The following is an 18481-nucleotide window of genomic DNA, read 5'->3' on the forward strand; positions in this document are numbered from 1 at the left end:
AGTGGAGAGTCTAACTGCCCAACAAATAGCAAGATAAAACAAAAAGCTCCTGATTTCTCAGGAGCTCACCTATATGAATTCTACTATTATTCTTTTTCTAAATGAATATGCTTCACATTTTCAATCGGTTGACCGAACCATTTTGATGCAATTTCTTTAAACAAGCCTATTTTTCCCGTTGTTAAGAAGAGATGATCGCTTTGTTCTTCTCCTTCATTCAACATTTTACTATGATATAAGATTGTACTTACTTCACGTGCTGTTTCATCACCAGAACTAATTAGTTGTACTTTATTTCCCATTACTTTTTTAATAACAGGTCCTAAAATTGGATAGTGTGTACACCCTAATATAAGTGTATCAATATCGGTACTTTTCAGTGGTTGCAGCGTTTCTCTTACAACTTCATACGCCATTTCACTTTCGAAATTCCCACTCTCTACAAGTTCAACGAAAGGTGGACAAGCTAAACTTTCTACCATAACACGGTTATTAATAGACTTTAACGCCTCTTCGTATGCACCACTTTTCACCGTTCCAATCGTTCCAATAATCCCAACGTGATACGTGTTTGTCACTTTTAAAGCTGTACGTGATCCTGGGTGAATAACTCCTACTACTGGAATTGGTAATTGTTTTTGCATCTCTTCTAATACAACTGCAGTTGCTGTATTACACGCAATAACTAACATTTTAATATTTAAATCTAGTAAATGCTCCGTCATTTCCCACGTAAATTGACGTACTTCTTCTCGAGAACGTGGACCATAAGGACAACGTGCTGTATCTCCTAAATATATGATACGCTCTTTCGGCAACTGACGAATTAATTCCTTCGCTACTGTTAAACCGCCAACTCCTGAATCGATAACACCGATTGCTCTATTCAACTTCATCACCCGTTTTCTCATTCATCATCTTTTATGTTTATCATTATATTTTACACACTTTAAGTTCGCTCACTTCAAATGCTTCTGTATGAAAATTTTCATTTGCCCATGTATAGACTAGGACCTTTTTTATTTTGCTCCTTTTTTTCATAATTTGCAAGATAGAAAAATAACCGACCTTCTATAAGAAAGTCGGTTTCTTCTATATAAAGTGCATATTCATTGATCCATCTTTTTTTGAAAAGAAGACATTCCCATTAATAAGACGAAATGAACAAAAATTAAAATGACGATCAAAATAAAATTCAATCGATAACTATTTGTAGATTCCATAATTTTGCTTGCTACAGCTGGTCCGAATGCCATACCGAAAAAGTTAATTAAATTATATAAACCAAGGCCAACTCCAACTTTAGCTGGATTTAATGTTTTCGGAATAAATGTGTTTAATGATACTTGAATTGCCGAATAACTCATAAATGTTAAAATAACCGCAAATAAAATAAAGAGTAAGTTCCCGTCTGGAATAATCCCTAAAATTAAAAAGCCAATGATCATAACTACAGACGCTACATACATCATCCTCACATTCCCAAACGCAGGAATAATCTTTCCGGTAATAAAACTAGATACAATACCAAAGAGAGATGCAACAAACAATACAATTCCAATAACGAACGGAGACAATCCGTGCCCTCTTCCTAACAGTAATGGTAATAATAATAAACTAGCACATAACGCCACATTAATGATAAATCCGACCGCTATTAAACGCAGTAATGGTTTATTTGTAAACAACTCAATATCAATAAACGGCGACTCTGCTCTCTTCATATGAGCCTTGAATAAAAATAAGAAAGCAACAGATAACACAAAAAGCCAACTATTAATATTCACTCCTAATAAAACGGTCGTAATCAATACAAATAATAAAACTGCTCCAATGAAATCAAAGTGAAACACTTCATCGGTATGTTGCACCTCTTCTGGCATAAATTTTACGAGCAAGAAAATACCAACCATTGAAATAACCATAAATAAAAATAAATACGGCCACCCTAACGTATTTGTAATTGCCCCACCAACTAAAGGTCCAATACCAACCGCTAATGCAATAGAAGAACTAATCATTGCTAACGCACCCGGTTTTTTAGCTGGAGCAACTAATTTCGCCACCGCAATCATACTAAGCGCAATAAACGCTGCTCCTCCGCTCGCCTGCACTAACCTTGCGAAAATGATAATCTCATAAGATTGATTCACAAACCCAACAATAGAACCAGCTACAAATATGATAATAGAAATAATTAATAGCCTTTTTACACTGTAACGATCAGCCAGTTTTCCATATATCATCGAACCGATACCGACGACTAAAGAATACCCTACTACAACCCAACTTACTTTCGATTGACTAATTGATAAATCATTAGCAATATCCTCTAGCGCTACATTAAATAACACAGCGTTCATCGGTCCTAACAAAACAATAAAACATAATGTAAAAACAAACCATTTCGAATGGTTACTTATATCTTTCCCCATGTGTAACACTCTCCTGATTGCAATTTTAAAACTGTCAAACTATAGATAAAAAAATGAAGTTATTTAAATGTTGTATCACCACTAAACAACTTCATTAAATGTATAAATGGTGCTAATTTATCGCGCGATAAATTGAATTCGAAACGAAACACGTATGTTGTTCGATATTCATGGAACTATCATAGTTTCAACATTACAGTTTGTCAACGAAAAACATACAAAGTAAACTAATTAAGTCTTTTTAGTTTACTTTGTTCAAAAGTTATTATACACTAATTTCGAAGCTGATATAAGGAGGACTGGCATAATTATTCAAATTTGCATTTTTTAACTTAATAAAATGAAACGAATACAGAACTTTTATATAGAAGAGACATTATAGGAGGATTATGATGAAGAAAAAAATGTTAGTTGTATTAACAAGCGTAGAAAAATACCCAAATTTAAATAGGGCTACCGGACTTTGGCTCGGTGAAGCTGTACATTTCGTAAAAAAAGTAGAAGAAGCGGGTTACGAAGTTGATTACGTCAGTCCACAAGGCGGTTATACACCAATTGATCCACATAGTTTAGCAATGGCGGAGAGCATCGATTGGGAATGGTACCAAAAGAAAGAGTTTATGAATCGCCTCGGTTCTACAATGAAACCAAGTGAAGTGAATCCAGAAGACTACGCTGTTATTTATTACGCAGGTGGTCACGGAGTTATTTGGGACTTCCCAGAAAATAAAGAACTTCAAAATATTAGCCGTAATATTTATGAAAACGGCGGTATTGTTTCTTCCGTTTGTCATGGAGCTGCTGGTTTATTTCATATTATATTAAGTAATGGGGATCGTTTAATTAGCGGTAAGAAGGTAACAGGCTTTTCAAATGAAGAAGAAAAATTAGCTGAATTAGATCAATTCGTTCCATTTTTAACAGAAGATGAACTCATTAAAAATGGAGGACTTTACGAAAAAGCTGCACAGCCTTGGGAAGCTTTTGCTCTAGAAGATAATCGTGTTATCACTGGTCAAAACCCAGCTTCAGGTGGTCCAGTAGCCGAATTAGTATTAAAACAGTTGCAAAAATAATTATGTACTAAAAAAAGCAGATTCCCCTCTATTAAGGGAGATCTGCTTTTTTACGAAATCATTTGCAAAATAGCAATAACTTCTTTTTCAATTTCAGAATCATCAATTGCTTCTATATACTCTGGTTTAAAAAGTTGATACTTCTTTAATTGATAAAAATCAAATATCGCTTTCTTTAAAGTAATATCGTACTGAATACAAAAAGAATGATCTATAATACGTCGTAACATCACATCATCTTGTACCATAAATAATTGTGCATTCATTTTATTAAAATAACCTTGTTCCATACCCGCTTCAAAAAACATTTGCAAATTATGATTACGATTTTGTTGTGCAGCGACTAATTGATCTGACAAATGCGGATATGCTTCTTTCAAATCTTGCAAAAAAACATCCGAAATATATGTCACACATTTTAAAGAGTGGATAAACGTCTTTTGGAAACGTTCTGCAAAAGACATGCTTTCATCTTGATTGTCCGCATCACCTTCGAGTAGATAATTTATAAAATCCTCTACTACCGCCTCAATAATTTCATCTTTCGAAGAAAAACGTTTATATAAAGTAGCTTTACTAATATCCATATATTTCGCAATTTCATCTATTTTCAATTGGCTAAAACTCGTCTTTCTAATAACGGGCTTTATTTTATTAATATAAGTATTTGCACATGCGACTTTTCTCATTTAAAAGAGCCTCCCCTTTTGTCCATACAAAATAGTATAGCAAATTCACGAATGATTATAAATGAAGTTATTATACTCATTATGCTTTTTTAGTTTATTACATTTTCATATACTATACATAGAGAACTAGAATCCATTATCACCAACTGGACGGTTACAAACCAATTTTGAGGGGGAATTTTAGGATAAAAATACCCACTACCTTTGTTAGTAGCGGGTACTTTTTCTATAATTTATTTACAGCCCTTTTTATAGCCTTACCTATTTCCACGCTAGACTGTGGATTTTGCCCTGTAATTAAATGCCCATCTACTACCACATGCGGCGTAAAATTAGGCGCTACATAAAACAAAGCTCCTTCTTCTTTCAACTTACTTTCTAACAAAAACGGAACGCGCTTTTCTAAATGTACAGCTTTTTCTTCATCGTTTGTATAACCTGTTATACGCTTACCGGCAACAAAAAACGAGCCATCCTTATTTTTCACACCGACTAAGGAGCTTACTCCGTGACAAACAGCCGCTACAATCCGGTTATTCTTATACATATTCTCAATCAAATTTGCTACATATGGATTACCTGGAAAATCTACAATCGCCCCGTGCCCACCACCAAATAAAACCGCATCATAATCCGAAAAATGAACATTTGAAATCGGCCTTGTATTTTGCAATAAAGAAGCTACGTGCTTGAATTCACGAGGTATACCATTCGGAATAGACACTCTATCTATAGGTACTCTCCCGCCTTTTATTGACACAATATCAACATCAAACTTAGCCTTTTTAAATAAATGATAAGGAGCTGCGAGCTCTTCAAGCCACAAACCAGTCGGGTGTCCATTCATATCATGAGCACTTGTTGAAACTAACAGTATCCTTTTCAACATATCCCCTCCTTATTACCTATTTATGTATGGAGTGTTCTTATCATTCATATAGCAAGTGAAGCAAACAAAAAAATAGCCGACTCTTTGTATAAAAGTCGGCTGCTTTCTTATAGTTCGAGCTCTCCCATACGAAGAAGCTCCACAACTGCTTGTGAACGTCCTTTAACCCCTAGCTTTTGCATTGCGTTTGTTATGCATAATTGTAGATAGTGAAGACTACATTTCTATCCTGTAGACGATTTTTATATCCCCGTTTTCAAATATCTCAATCCTATCTATAATCCTTTTAAACTCTTCATACAAATTCTTACTTTCATCTAACAAAGCAAAAGCTTTTCTGAATTCATCTTGAGTTCGTTTAACTTCGCTCTTATCTTCCATCGACACAAATTGAACTTCTTTTTCCTTTATAGTCTTTTCTAATTCATTGCGACGACTCAAAAATTCTTCTTTTTCAATAAGTTCTTCCATATATAAATCAATCAGTTTTTTTCTTTTTTCTTCAATCCTTTGTATTTCTCTTTTTAATTTGTTTTTCTTCTCTGCATTTGAACTTTCTTCATTCAAATTGAATTCCGTTTCTAACTGTTTTTCTTTTTCTTTCAAATTCTCTAATATAAACTCACGAAATTCATGATATTGAATTGGAGTGTGGCGTACACATTCATCACTTCCGTATCGTTTATATCTAGAGCATTTTAAGTATCTCCACTCTTCCTTAGTTCCATCTTTCTTTTTCTTAGCGCTATATACTACTTGCATCGCTGAGCCACAATGCGCGCAAAACATTATCCCTCGAAATTCATTCCATAGTGCAGGCCTTCTCTTTTTAGCAGAGCGCGGCTTATTTACTAATTCCCACTGTTCCTCAGATACAATGGCAGGATGATGCTTTTTAAATATTGTCCATTTTTCTTCAGGATTTTTTATTTGTTTCTTACGACCTGAAATCTTTACTGTAGTGTACTGATTTAATATATAGTCACCTTTATAAATTGGATTCTTAATAATTCTTTGCACGGAAGACATTTGCCATTTACCGCCAGTTTTTGATGGAATGCCTCTTTCGTTTAATATTTTTGCAATTCCTATATATCCAATTCCTTTTGAATACATATTATAGATTTCTCTAACAATCTCGGCTTCTTCCTCGTTAATTACATATTTCTTCTCACGATCAGAGTAACCAAAAGGCAAACGCCCACCTGTATGCTCGCCTCTCCTAACTTTAGCTGATAAAGCTGCCGATATAGATACAGATAAAGTTTTCGGATATTGCGATGCGAACATAGCAAACATTTCAAACTTCATATCGTTTTTTCCTTCATAATGGCTATCGTATCCCTCTTCGATTGTGACTAATCGAATCCCATTAGCAATAAGTATTTCTTTAATCTCTAGAGCATCTTTTAAATCACGCGCTAAACGATGGATTGATTTGAATAACACCATCTGTAATTCACGTTTTTTAGCTTTCTCTAGTATAAGTTGCATTGCATGTCGTTCTAATAAAACCGTGCCCGTAATACCATCATCAAAATATATTGAGTTTTCATCCCAATCATACCCATGCTGATCTAACCAATATCGACATACATCGATTTGATTTTCTACAGATGAGACTTGTTCGTCCCTGTCTGTAGATACCCGAACATAAACTGCATACTTCAATCAAATCACCATCTTTACTAGTTATAATTACTGATATCAATAAAATGTGAATGATTAAAGTATACAAACAAAACCTTATCCCTACAATCCTTTTTACTTATTCTGTAAGCCAATCATATAAGGTTTCTCTACACTCTTTTCTTCGTTCCACTACAAATTTACTTTCAACAATTCTATAAAAATAACCTTCAAAAGTACTTCTAATTTTATTTGCTTTTTCTGCGAAAACAGTTTCTTTGAATGCTTGAACGGCTTGATTTATCACTTGTTCAATAGGCTTGTCTATTTTTGAACGCTTATAAGCCATTAATACCCGATGATACAGTTTATAAATTTTATCTGCCGATTTGAAGAAAGGAGCTACCACATCTCTGAATTGGCTCGGTACATTTTCTGGTGTGAAAGTTTCATCTAAATCTTCTAATTCGATTTCTTTAGAGTCCCTTACTGACGTTTCTTTTACGTTTAATTCGTTTTTTAATTCTTCTAGAGGGTGTGATTCAGAAAGTTTAGTTTCCTTGTCCGATTTTGCATCGGAAACCTTTGATTCTGTAGGTTTTTCTGCATCTTGTCGCTGTGACATTTTCGGTAGGACACTCGGTGTGACACTATATTTTTTTAGAAGGACATAGACGTTATGTCCATTTCCTCCACGTAATTTCCCTTCCTTTCGAATCGTTTTATGTCTAGTTATTGCCTCGAAATCTTCCAACACTTTCAATACCCTACGGACAGTTCGATCGCTTATATTTAATGCCTTAGCAATTGTTCCTACCTTCAGGAAAGATACACCTGGAATCTTGCATGAGTGCCTTGCTAGAAATTTCAATACTTTTATTGCTGACTCAGATAATTCATGTGTATGTTTGTATAAAAAAGAACATATTGCTTCATTCATCTCTTCTATTGATTGAAATGATTGTAGTTCTTTGTATTGTGTATAATTTGCTGAACTAAGCATCTTCTTACCCCCAGTTATATAAGTACAATGATCATATTAATTACAATTAAAATTGCAGAAACTGTGTAGAAACCATAAAACCATACAAAATCTGATTTGCCTTCTAAACCAAAATAATCATTGAACTTCTCCAATTATATCGAACCCCTTTCAATATTTGTTACCACTAATATACATTATCCACTATTGGATAGTCAATACAGGATTGAAAAAAATATTGATTATTGAATATCACTTATTGCATAATGGATATAGAGGAGTGATTATTTTGGAGAATGTAACATACATAGTTAAACCACGTTTAGGAGAAATACTGAAAGAACGTCAATTAACTCAATCTCAACTTGCAGAATTAGCAAATATACCTCAGTCTTCAATATCAAGATTCGATAAAAATGAACAGCACAGAGATATTCATTTAGTTGCCATAAGTCGCGCTTTAAAAATATCTATTGATGAACTGTTTGAAATTAAGGAAGTGAAATAAAAAAGAGCTAATCATTCGAAGTGATCAGCTCTTTTTTTCATCATTAAGTAGCAGCGATTACATATACTTTTACAAACACTTTATATTTATTTGCCAGTTGTTCTAACTTCTTTTCTCTGTATTTTGTGACTGTAAAGAAATGAATAACTGGCACTTTTCCGTTATGCTTCCGTTTATAAATCTGAGTTAACTCTTCATATTTTTTAAATTTCTCATCGTTTACTATCATTTTCTGAGTACGATCTATTTCTACAGCATGAAGTATTCCGTCTTCATCACGAAATTTCACATCTGGAATTATTTTTTTCTTTTTATTATCTTTTATATATTTAATTTCTGTTTCTACTTGCCAATCATCTGGACAAAATAAATGTAGCCAAGCCTCATTACGTAAAATAGCGTGTGCAACTTTACCATGATGTACAACTTTACCTTCACCGAACAGCTTATGCCCTAATTGGTTTAAATAATATACATGCTCTTTATTGTATACTACCTTACTTGTATACGTAGATAAATCTTTCATGATTCGATTTGCATTTCTTATTCCGCCCATTTCATGAACACTCATTAAATGCCTTCTAGTTGCAAACTGTAGCTTTCTAATCGTCGCAAGTATCGCCATTTGACGGTTGATTTGCATATGCGTTTGCATTCTCATGTTTCTCCACCTCGTATCCTTTTAAGTGCTCCCACATCATCTCGTTACTAATGTAAGGCACTTGTATTTCTGTAAGTCTATCAGTTTTGAAAATTGCGCGTCCGGGAATGCTTTTTATTGTTTCTAATCCTGCTTCATCTATAACAACACTTGAGGCCGTTTGAGTTGGTAATCTAAAGCCTAATTTCGCATCACTATTTTGTTTCACTTGGCGTGGTAATGTATCCCCTGTCGGATACTGTGTACAAAAAATCAATCTAAACCCTAAAGCACCACCTATGCGCGCTACATGAGAAAGCATTTGTTGACACGCTCCCAATAACCTTTGTTGTTCTTTTTTCATACTTTTATCTGGGCAAAGTTCAGCTCCTTCGTCTACTATAATAAAGCAACGCTCTTTGATATTTGTTTCCACAACATTTGTGTAATGTCTACCTTTCATATATTCCATTTTCTCTTCAATCTTCTTGAGAATATTAGTTAATATCATAAAAGCTTCTGTGGGTTTTTCAGCAATAGAAACTACTTGTTTTAAATTCTTATACGGCCCAAACTCCAAACCGCCTTTTAAATCAATAATGTATAAATTAATATGTTCTGGTTGTGCCAATGTAAGTGAAGTAACTACATTCTTTAGAAACACCGTCTTACCCATTCGAGTGAGACCACCTAGTGTCATATGTGGTGTTTTATCAAAATCATGATAGATAAGTTTTTCTAAACTTTGGCCCATTGGAACACACCAACTTCCTTTTGCCACCAAATCTTTTGACCATGACCATTTTTTCGGTATATCTCTATGAAACACACGAATCCTTAACTTGTAATTATCATAATCAATTCGGACAGGTTTACTTAACCCTTCAGAGACAACATCCTCCACCTTCTGAATAATTTTACTCGGCATTCCTACAGGTAATCGATATATATAAGTTGTACTTCGATCATCCTCTTTTTGTTCAAGAAAAACTGGATACTGTAATCTGTCCTCTCTACGTATCGCAATTCCGCTTACTTCGAAAAAAACTTGTATTTTCTTTCGATCACTCTCTCTTCCTTTGAGCCTCCCACCAAATATGGCGAAAATTAAACCTGCGAATGGTACTGATAACAACTCCAGCATATAATCACTCCCTATATCCCTCTTATAGAGGGTATATATCCCTGTTTCAAGGAATACGTGTATACAAGCTAAACTCCTTATGACATAAGGAACAAAAGGTTTCCACATCGTATTCCTTCATAGAAATAACACGAGAACATAACGTAGAAGGTATAGAAACGAGCCTGTAAGTGTTGTGTACAAGGTGACACGTGGAAGCCAATGTGGAACACTTTTCCCCATTTTTTCAGCTACTTTCATAGCGACTACAGATAATCCTGTTGCAGTCCAAATAACCACTGCTTCTCCTGCAAGTGTCATGATTATTCCTCCTCTTCCTTTTCACGAAATACAATACCTTTTCTGGTAAGGACAACATCATAACAATCCATTAAAATCTCCCAATTTAAAACATCTTCTTCCTCACCATATAAATCTTCCTCCACTACCTGCGATAAATTAAAATACCCTTTGTACTCTTTGTTATTAAAAACTTTATGGTTTCTCATGTGATTTAAAATTGATTCAGTTTCTGCTCTTGATCTTGATTCGTTGTACATAGATCGTAACTCTTTTGAAGGATGTAAATATGGAGTTGTATTTAGATGGTTATATTGCCAACGCATATAGACCTCTCCCCTCTTGTTGTCTCTTCTTCCTTGTGGTCTTCCAAGTGGAAGTAATATAGGTATATGAACCAGAAAACAAAAACTTGTTTGTCCAACAACAAAAAAATCAAAAGGTTTTTCAAAAAATTGATTGAATGTTTTAAAGGGAGGGATTTTATGGAGTGCAAATTAAAAATGATTTTAGCCGATAGAATGATTAAACAATCTGCATTAGCAAAAAGGGCTGGCATAACAGATCAAACATTAAGTATGATAGTTAGAGGGAAAAGCGAACCGACATTACGAGTTGCTATGCGTATAGCAAAAGCGCTTGATATGCAGGTTGAGGATATATGGAAAAATATTGATTAAGTTTTCAACTTTTGCATTGTTCGGTATGATTTATTTAAGGAGGCTATTTTATGGAATTACGTAAAACTGCTGATGGGGAAACCTTTATTATCGAGTTGCAGGAAAAGAAAAGTTCTACCGGTAATCAATTAAAAAGATTTGTATACCTCTCAATCGGTATATTAGGACTGCTTATCTCAGTAGCATTATTCTTTACTATCATTGGAATTTTACCTGCTATTGGATTAGCATTTTTCTCAGTTATTTTCATGTATAAAGCAATGGGAAAACAACTTGTAAAATGCCCTAATTGTAGTAAAAAACAAACTGTTGTACATAAAGCTGAAGCGTTTATTTGTCATAGATGTAATAAACGTACTCTGATTGAATGGAAACAATAAAAAAAGAGGGATTCCCAATAATTTAGGAATCCCTCTTTTTACTTCACATACACATAGGCTTCACTTGCTGTGATATAGTATGTTGTGCCTTTACTATTGTGCACTTTGTATTGTGAGGAACCATTTACCGTTACTGTTGCATCAATTTTAAAGCCTAATCCCGTATCTACAGTACCTGCAACATGCTTATCTTCCCACGATGGAGCACTATAGAATCTGAGATTATTCACTTTCGACACTACACGTTTTCCGGCAACTGAACTTACAGCCTCTTTCTTTTCAAATCGGATATACGATGGATTATATTTTATCCACTGATCTCCACCTAAATTTAGCCATCCGTCCTTTTCTCCCCAAACTTTATAAGCCTCTGGTTTATTTAATTGACGAATAACAGAATAGCTTGCATCTGGGCCTTTGCGTAAATTCACATTATATCCTTCAATGTAAGCTATACCTTCTACATTGGCTGTTGGTTTTTCCGCTGGTTTAGAAGGTTGTTCAGGAATAGAAATACCCGTGTTATTATATGCACGTTTTACATCCGCTCGGAACTGAGCTTCAGATATACCATGTTTTTTTAGATAATCCAGTGGATCAGTGTGAGTAGTCCCGCCTAGATATTTCCTTACGTCGTCATGTGTCCATAGTCCTTTTTCTACTGAAAGTCCACGATCACGTAAAATCTTTGCTAATAATTTTACATACTTGTCATAGCTTTGCTTAAACTTGCTATAATCTGAAGTCTCACAAAGTTCAACGTGTACAAAACGTGCGTTAGCAGCTGGCCCAGCGCCATACGCAATATAACGTGTATCTGCAATTTGAATGACTTCATCCCAATCAACTGCATAATGTACAAATGCATTTCTCCAAGTACGTGTTTCATAACGCTGGATATTGATTGCTGGAGCTTCTGGAGTCGCTGTACTATGTGCAACTACACCTTCATACGCTCCTACTCCATTTCTATATCCTTGCTTCGGTAAATCAGGAATGATTAATATTCTGTCAGCAAAAGCACTTGTTGTAATGGATAACGCTAGAATAGCTGTAAGAACTATAGAAGAAATGTGTTTTAATGTCTTTTTCATTTTACATCAGCATCCTTTTTCATAATTTTTGTGTGGTCAAACAGTCCACTTGCTGACAATCCGATGATGATCCCTTGAAATACATTTGTTTTGATGTCTCCGTCCAAAAACAAAACGCCTAGCACAATGCCAAGCGTTAAATTCAATAACGGAACATATTTTGTTTGTAACCCGATTGTTTTTACAATTTGCGATAGTCCAACAACAACGCCAATTATTACAGCAATATTAACCATTACATACCACCTCCTTTCAATAGGAAAGTGAGAACGGCTCCAATAATTCCCCCAACAATTAAACGTAAAATCCAAGTTGTATTGGCACTGATTTTATCTAATTGTTTATTGATATTAATAATGTCTTTTTCGTTACCTGTCGTTCGAATTTCTAGACTTTTCATTTCTAAACGAATGTCCTTGATATCTTGCTTTATTTCTTGAACATCGTTCCTCACATCTTGTAACCCTTCCACTTTGATCACCCCTTTTTAGGCAATAAAAAAAGACCAGCTTATAACTGCTGCTCTGGTTTCTCGTTTATTAATTTTTGAACTAAATCAGTTAATGTGGACACGTTAATTGTAAGTATATTAACCTGCTCTTTTAATTGTATATTTTCTTCTTTAACTACATTTAGCTCTTCGGTATTCTTTTTAACCTGTTCTGTTAAATGGATAAATTCACGATACTGTTGTTGAAAAGCTGCAATGAAAATAGAGACAGTATTATATAGATTAATGGCTCGTTTCTCTTTATCTGTAAATATATCTTCAGTATCGTCTGCAATCATACCGAAATAGGTTTCGATATCTCTCGTTGTATATGGTTCTGTTTGTTCTTCTGACTTGTTCATACGCATTTGATACAGATCATACATATCGTCCTTGAAATTGTACTGTTTAATAGCTAAACTCATGATTTTATCAAGAGCTGAGAAAGGGATATCTTTTATATTTTCTTTCATATTTCTAGCTGACGTAGGATTAAACGCTTTCGCCCACATTTGACCAGTAGCATAAATATTTTCTTGCGCTCGTAATGTTCTTAATTCTATATCTTTCCATCCCTTACCCAACATATCTTTAATCTGCAAGCCATTGTTATAACCTTGCACAATGCTTGATCTTATCATTGCATTACCCATGATTAAATCATGATCACTGGCGCCGTTTACGAAATGTATTTCATAGTCACTACCTTTTCTTCTGAAAGTAAATTGCCCCCAGTTATTTGTAAAAGAATGTGGTTCAGTTGTAGTTACAAAGAAGTGACCATATCCTGGAGCCCATCCTTCAGATTCAAAAATAATATCATTCAAGTTTTTAAAACGAAATTGTCCATCTGAATATACGCTCAGATGTCCACCGTCATTCTGCATTTGAATATAATTTGACCAAATATTAGTTCCTTCTGCATTTTCTCCTTTAGAAACCCCAAATTTTGCATATGCTTTAGAAGGTTGATCAACTCCATTAATTCGCGGCATGACTTGATAAATATAAAACGATCCTGTACCCCTGTATTTAATATTGTCAGAACCAAGGACGAGTGAAGGTTGAATACTTCCATCATTTGTTTCCATAAATCCTATATAGCCACGTGGCTTATCTGCATCGAAAATCTTCATGTCTTGCTTATTTATTTCAACAAATCTGTTTCCGCTTGTTTTAAGTGTTACTCCTTCTAAAACTTGTCCTTTAATATGGCTCGCTGTAATAAAACCTTTTAAGTTAATTCTGTTCGCATTCAAAGTAATATTTTCTTTACTCATATTGAATGCTGCGATTACATCATTTTCTTTTACAGATATGCTAACACCCTTTTCAGTTAACTGAAGACGGGTTTCCATATCTCTTACATAAGAATCTTTTGCAAATTGTCCATTTGCTTGCTCTATTGTATATACTTCTGTCTTTTTCGCTGCTGCATTGATCCCCAGTTCATTAATAGTGAAACGGTTATCAATTAAAGTCATCTTCTGGTTAAATTGTTCAGTTGCAAGCTTATTAGCTAATTCATCTAATAAATCTTGTTTATTCTGATTAACTGTTTGCTTCAACTCAGGAATCTTAAACCCAGCTACATAATCCTCTACTTGTTTAAGCTCAACTTTACCTTCAAGTGCTTTCGCAGTATTTTCCCAGCCAGCTTTCGCCTCTTGTAATTGTTTTCCTTGTTCTGTCTGCGTATTTTGTATTAATGAGACATTTTGTTTAATGGAAGTTGCATCTTTTTCTACAGTAGCAACACGCTTATCAAATCCACTTTGATTGTTTTCTACTTTTGTAATTGTTTCTTTAATTCCATCCACGCTTTTTGCAATTTCAGTTGTTTTCTGAGTGAACTCATCCGTTGTTACCTGTTCTTCAGGCGGTGCTGTCCAATCTTGCGGCTTATTCCCTTTATACAAGGCAACCCATTCCACAATAGATTTCGTAGTACCACTCGGATAGTTATATAAGCTTAACTTTCGTTCATTTCCACTTGTAGTTGCAACAGCTTTGAAGGTTACATACGTTATTCCATTAGCATAAACACTTGTTGCATATCCAACATTACTAGACCCGCCATTCTGCCAAATTCCAAATTTCTGCCCCTGTGGGACACTCCCTTTAATTACAAAGGTATATTCCTCACCCGCAAAGAAATTTTCAGTTAGAGAATATTGATTGATTAGATAGTCTGTTTTTTCATATTTAACATTTGATTTTAATACAAGGTTACGTCCACCAGCTTTATCACTATTAACCTTTGTTTCTACACTCGTTAACTTCTCACTGATTTTCCCAGCTTTTTCTTCTATTTCAGTAGTTGTTTTCTTTAGTTCACTTGTTGTTTGCTGTACATCAGAAATAGTCTTCTTTGTAACTTCTACAGTTTGTTCGACTGTATTTAATTTATTGCTGATATCAGTATCTTTTTTTGTTAACGATTCAATAGAAGTTTTAAATCCATTAGAATCTTGTTCGAACTTAGTTACTTTCTTATCAATTTCACCTTGTTTATTTTCGATATTAGAAATTGTGCGGTTGACACCTTGTAAACCTTCCTGCACTTCGTTGAATTGTCCTGTCGCTTGATTTTGTGCTTCTTGAACCTTCTTGTTTAATTCTGTTTTTGTTGATTCAATATCTTTATTTACCTGCTCTATTGTTTCTTTCTTGATAGTTTCTGGATCAGGAACAACTGATTCCCAAGCTGTACCTGTCCATATTTTTAAAATGCCGGGCTTTCCATTACTAATATCACGCCAAAGTGTCTTATAAGGTTTAAGCCCTGTTGTCGGTGGATTCTTAGCTTCAATTATTTCTACCGTGTTATTTTTAAGATTCTCTTGAACTTTTTCAGCCAATGTTTTCGCTGCTTCGGATTCTTTCTTAGCATTACTAGCTGTTTCATTTGCATCTTTCACTAATTTATCTAACTGATCCAGCATTTCTTGTTTCTCACCGAATTTACTAAGGATTCGATTGTAAATCTTTCGTAATTCCTCGTTTGGGTCTACTATCTCTCTATAATCCCCAAATTCGTATTTGTCTTGTGCAGGATCAGTGAATGATTCGTCACCAGCAATAACACGCGCTTCAAGATATAGCTTAGGTGTGAAGCCTGTATCTTTGATTCGGATTGTATCTCCTTCATTGATTAGTTCGTGTGTTAGTCCGAAAATGCGACCGATTGATTGTGCCTCTACTTCATACGAAACGGAAGAATTAATACGTTTTTTCAGTTCTATTTCCATTAGCGTCATTAAACGTTGTGGCGTCATATTTAACTCTTCTGTTTCTGGCGTGTAAAAACCAAACTTATGCTTACCTCGTTCGTTCCATCGTTGAAATGCATCGTTATCAACAATATACGGAAGTCCCCTGTTAATACTTTCAATGGTAATTACACTATCGCCTTCGCCTTTTACAAATCCGACTAACGCTGTACAAATATCTCTTGAATGTTCAATACGTGTAACACCTATCAAATCTTTACCTAACTCTATTTCTTTACCAGTGTCTCGGCCACGCCTTTGAATCATATCAACATACCATCCAACTATTTGTGACCCTTGAACCTCAACACGGTATTGAATTTCTAATTTGAACAAGGAAGCTATTTTCTTTAAAAAAGTTAACGGATCCATAAATTCATCAATGGTCATAGTATGAAAACCCGCATAATCTGTTTTCCCACGTTTCCACTTCATACCTACAAGAGCCATGTCAATAAATTCGTTTACTGTTTTGCCTTCTATCCTTTGTGGTTTTATAATGCCTGATTTAGCAATTTGAACCCAAGCTCCTGAAGCGTATGTGGTAATGGATCGTTTGTCTGAATTCTTCTCTGTTTCTGTAATGACATATGGTACAATTCTTCCATCACGAACTTCTTTTAGAACAAGATTTTGTTGTTGTAATGTGGCTGAATGAGTAGTTCCATCAAAAACAGTGAAATCCAACATATCAACATTGTTTTTCAGTTCCCAATGCCTTTTGTCATCCCAATAGTCATTTGGCTGGATAGCTGCAACGATTTGATCTGTTTTGAAATCCACAACATGCAAAATCCCGCTTGGTGTTCTCATCTGTATCTCTCCCTATAACTAACAGTTGCTTTAACATCTGGTGGCATTATATCGATACGATTCTCACCACGTATGACAGTTGGAAAATTACTAAAAATGTCTTTTAAATTAATTGCATTTTTACCGTTAATGGTTACAAGACTTTTTTCTGTATCAATTATAATCTTGTCTCCCGTATCAAAAATGTAAGGCGGATTATTTTGAGTATTTAAATTCACTTTCCAAAACTTTAAATCTGAAACGGTCATCGCTTCTACTGGCGGTACATCTTGCCATTGCATAATACTGATTTGAATTTGCGCCGCTTTTTCCATGTGATAGTTATTTTCATCCGTCCACCGCACAAATCGTTCAGAATCATCTTTTTCCGTCCCCGGGAGGAATTTCGAAATATACGCTTCCCATACATTTCCTGTTCTAGCTATCCACAATCGCCCTTGATATTGGTTCCAAGTGTTTGGATAATCTCCACTTTCATGAATTAAACTTCTTCTTCCTGGTTTATTATCATAACCGATTACCATTGTTCCGAAGTTTTGTTCAGCTTGCCAAAATACATCAGTCATAGCTATTTTCGAAAGCACTTTACTGTTTTCATCTAATATCGCTATTTCCACTCGACCCATCTCATTGATACGTTTACTTTTACATGTAACATAAGCCTGCATAATAAAATCTTGCACTGGCCCATTAGGTATATTTTTTTTAACAGCTGCACCATTCCATCCTTTTCCTGTCCCTGTACCATAATTAGAGCAATAAAATTGATAACCGTCTGATTTCATTTCACCGACTGGGTTGCCATCTTCCATTGCACTTACTTTACTCCAACCTACAGTAGTAGCCATTTCATCCCATATAAGCCTTTGATTTCTTTCAACAGGTAGTTGTTCGGTTTTTAAAGGATAACCAATTCTGAAATAGTCACGATTATATGGATACTCTCCAAACCATACATCTAAAAATGTACTCGGTTTCTTGGCCTCAATCTCAATAATTGGAGGCGCTTCTACATTACCTTGATTGACGAAAGAAGTAGTGATTTCAGTGGACCAGTTTTGAGTAAACGTATGAGTATTTTGTTTACCTAATTTATACGGCATTGGACAAACAAAAGTAATAACACCTCTACCTCTATTGACTATTTCGTCCAAATCGACAGAACCATCAATTAATGCTAAATAAGTCCTGTCTAACTCATCATCAAAAATAAGTTCAGCTGGTTGCTCTGTATATAGCCAATCTGCTAAATCTTCTTTTATCTTTTGCAAATCCGCCATATCTTTTTTTGCTTTAATGACAAGAGGAACATCAATACGACGTTCCTCCGTTTCTGTATTAATAAAAAGAGCCCCTGCACGATGAGGGACTCTTACTAATTTTCTTTTAACTGGAGCCCATGAAGGACGTTTTCTTCCAACCAGCATTTGAATATAATCTTTTCTAATATTATTAAAAGTAAAACTAAGTTTCCCCAACGT

At 34.8% G+C, this 18481-nt stretch carries 20 protein-coding genes and 1 pseudogene; 4 read left to right on the forward strand and 17 right to left on the reverse strand.

What is annotated here, in order from left to right:
• Positions 1-86: 86 nt before the first annotated feature.
• Together racE and MHH27_RS23110 are read right to left on the reverse strand one after the other, a co-directional pair.
• On the reverse strand, positions 87-896 hold the full coding sequence (gene racE / locus MHH27_RS23105) for a glutamate racemase (RefSeq protein ID WP_016512279.1): 810 nt from the start codon (positions 894-896) through the stop codon (positions 87-89).
• 213 nt (positions 897-1109) lie between these two features.
• Positions 1110-2435, reverse strand: coding sequence for an MFS transporter (locus MHH27_RS23110; protein WP_335466988.1), 1326 nt, complete (start codon positions 2433-2435; stop codon positions 1110-1112).
• 392 nt (positions 2436-2827) lie between these two features.
• Between MHH27_RS23110 and MHH27_RS23115 the strand changes: the two genes are divergently transcribed.
• Positions 2828-3511, forward strand: a complete 684-nt coding sequence (locus MHH27_RS23115; protein WP_097925182.1) for a type 1 glutamine amidotransferase domain-containing protein — start codon at positions 2828-2830, stop codon at positions 3509-3511.
• Between the two features lie 50 nt (positions 3512-3561).
• On the opposite strand, the gene MHH27_RS23120 is transcribed toward MHH27_RS23115, so the two are convergent.
• The 6 genes and pseudogenes from MHH27_RS23120 to MHH27_RS23145 form a co-directional block, all read right to left on the reverse strand.
• The gene (locus MHH27_RS23120) at positions 3562-4200 is read right to left on the reverse strand and encodes a TetR/AcrR family transcriptional regulator (protein WP_065229399.1); all 639 of its coding nucleotides are present in this window, start codon (positions 4198-4200) and stop codon (positions 3562-3564) included.
• Between the two features lie 226 nt (positions 4201-4426).
• Positions 4427-5089: a type 1 glutamine amidotransferase domain-containing protein gene (locus MHH27_RS23125; RefSeq protein ID WP_090976983.1), complete on the reverse strand. Its 663-nt coding sequence runs from the start codon at positions 5087-5089 to the stop codon at positions 4427-4429.
• A gap of 107 nt (positions 5090-5196) precedes the next feature.
• Positions 5197-5283, reverse strand: a pseudogene (gene gerE / locus MHH27_RS23130) (spore germination transcription factor GerE); the annotation flags it as partial.
• Between the two features lie 22 nt (positions 5284-5305).
• Complete coding sequence (locus tag MHH27_RS23135; RefSeq protein ID WP_340944188.1) at positions 5306-6760, reverse strand: recombinase family protein; 1455 nt, start codon at positions 6758-6760, stop codon at positions 5306-5308.
• Positions 6761-6857: 97 nt separating this feature from the next.
• A complete protein-coding gene (locus MHH27_RS23140) occupies positions 6858-7721 on the reverse strand; it encodes a helix-turn-helix domain-containing protein (protein WP_340944190.1) in 864 nt (287 codons plus the stop codon).
• A gap of 14 nt (positions 7722-7735) precedes the next feature.
• Positions 7736-7855, reverse strand: coding sequence for a DUF3961 domain-containing protein (locus tag MHH27_RS23145; protein WP_340944192.1), 120 nt, complete (start codon positions 7853-7855; stop codon positions 7736-7738).
• Between the two features lie 134 nt (positions 7856-7989).
• Here MHH27_RS23145 and MHH27_RS23150 point away from each other — a divergent pair, with 134 nt between their 5' ends.
• Positions 7990-8208 (forward strand): helix-turn-helix domain-containing protein, encoded by a 219-nt coding sequence (locus MHH27_RS23150; protein ID WP_169509422.1) that lies wholly within the window; start codon positions 7990-7992, stop codon positions 8206-8208.
• Positions 8209-8251: 43 nt separating this feature from the next.
• Here MHH27_RS23150 and MHH27_RS23155 read toward each other — a convergent pair whose 3' ends face one another.
• The 4 genes from MHH27_RS23155 to MHH27_RS23170 all read right to left on the reverse strand — a co-directional run bounded on the left by MHH27_RS23155 (position 8252) and on the right by MHH27_RS23170 (position 10597).
• Positions 8252-8869 carry a replication-relaxation family protein gene (locus tag MHH27_RS23155; protein WP_340944200.1) on the reverse strand — a complete coding sequence of 206 codons (618 nt, stop codon included), beginning with the start codon at positions 8867-8869 and terminating at the stop codon, positions 8252-8254.
• The gene (locus MHH27_RS23160) at positions 8811-9992 is read right to left on the reverse strand and encodes an FtsK/SpoIIIE domain-containing protein (RefSeq protein ID WP_340944202.1); all 1182 of its coding nucleotides are present in this window, start codon (positions 9990-9992) and stop codon (positions 8811-8813) included. Before MHH27_RS23160 ends, MHH27_RS23155 begins: the two co-directional genes overlap by 59 nt.
• 117 nt (positions 9993-10109) lie before the next feature.
• Positions 10110-10292: a hypothetical protein gene (locus MHH27_RS23165; protein ID WP_000170787.1), complete on the reverse strand. Its 183-nt coding sequence runs from the start codon at positions 10290-10292 to the stop codon at positions 10110-10112.
• Between the two features lie 2 nt (positions 10293-10294).
• Positions 10295-10597 (reverse strand): hypothetical protein, encoded by a 303-nt coding sequence (locus MHH27_RS23170; protein WP_001267630.1) that lies wholly within the window; start codon positions 10595-10597, stop codon positions 10295-10297.
• A gap of 159 nt (positions 10598-10756) precedes the next feature.
• On the opposite strand from MHH27_RS23170, the gene MHH27_RS23175 reads away from it, so the two are divergent.
• Positions 10757-10951, forward strand: a complete 195-nt coding sequence (locus MHH27_RS23175; RefSeq protein ID WP_340944205.1) for a helix-turn-helix transcriptional regulator — start codon at positions 10757-10759, stop codon at positions 10949-10951.
• A gap of 50 nt (positions 10952-11001) precedes the next feature.
• Entirely contained in the window at positions 11002-11331 is a 330-nt protein-coding gene (locus tag MHH27_RS23180) for a hypothetical protein (protein WP_153597884.1), read from the forward strand.
• 38 nt (positions 11332-11369) lie between these two features.
• Here the strand turns inward: MHH27_RS23180 and MHH27_RS23185 are convergent, their stop codons facing one another.
• The 5 genes from MHH27_RS23185 to MHH27_RS23205 are packed head-to-tail and all read right to left on the reverse strand — an operon-like array spanning position 11370 to position 18478.
• Positions 11370-12425, reverse strand: coding sequence for an N-acetylmuramoyl-L-alanine amidase (locus tag MHH27_RS23185; protein ID WP_340944210.1), 1056 nt, complete (start codon positions 12423-12425; stop codon positions 11370-11372).
• Positions 12422-12661: a holin gene (locus MHH27_RS23190; RefSeq protein WP_340944213.1), complete on the reverse strand. Its 240-nt coding sequence runs from the start codon at positions 12659-12661 to the stop codon at positions 12422-12424. The genes MHH27_RS23185 and MHH27_RS23190 overlap by 4 nt, the downstream gene beginning before the upstream one ends.
• Positions 12661-12897: a hemolysin XhlA family protein gene (locus tag MHH27_RS23195; RefSeq protein ID WP_044798117.1), complete on the reverse strand. Its 237-nt coding sequence runs from the start codon at positions 12895-12897 to the stop codon at positions 12661-12663. The genes MHH27_RS23190 and MHH27_RS23195 overlap by 1 nt, the downstream gene beginning before the upstream one ends.
• A gap of 38 nt (positions 12898-12935) precedes the next feature.
• Positions 12936-17000, reverse strand: a complete 4065-nt coding sequence (locus MHH27_RS23200; protein WP_340944216.1) for a phage tail spike protein — start codon at positions 16998-17000, stop codon at positions 12936-12938.
• A complete protein-coding gene (locus MHH27_RS23205; RefSeq protein ID WP_340944218.1) occupies positions 16997-18478 on the reverse strand; it encodes a distal tail protein Dit in 1482 nt (493 codons plus the stop codon). The genes MHH27_RS23200 and MHH27_RS23205 overlap by 4 nt, the downstream gene beginning before the upstream one ends.
• Between the last annotated feature and the right edge of the window lie 3 nt (positions 18479-18481).

Origin of the sequence: Bacillus sp. FSL L8-0152, assembly GCF_038006365.1 — a bacterium.
Lineage (GTDB): Bacteria > Bacillota > Bacilli > Bacillales > Bacillaceae_G > Bacillus_A > Bacillus_A cereus.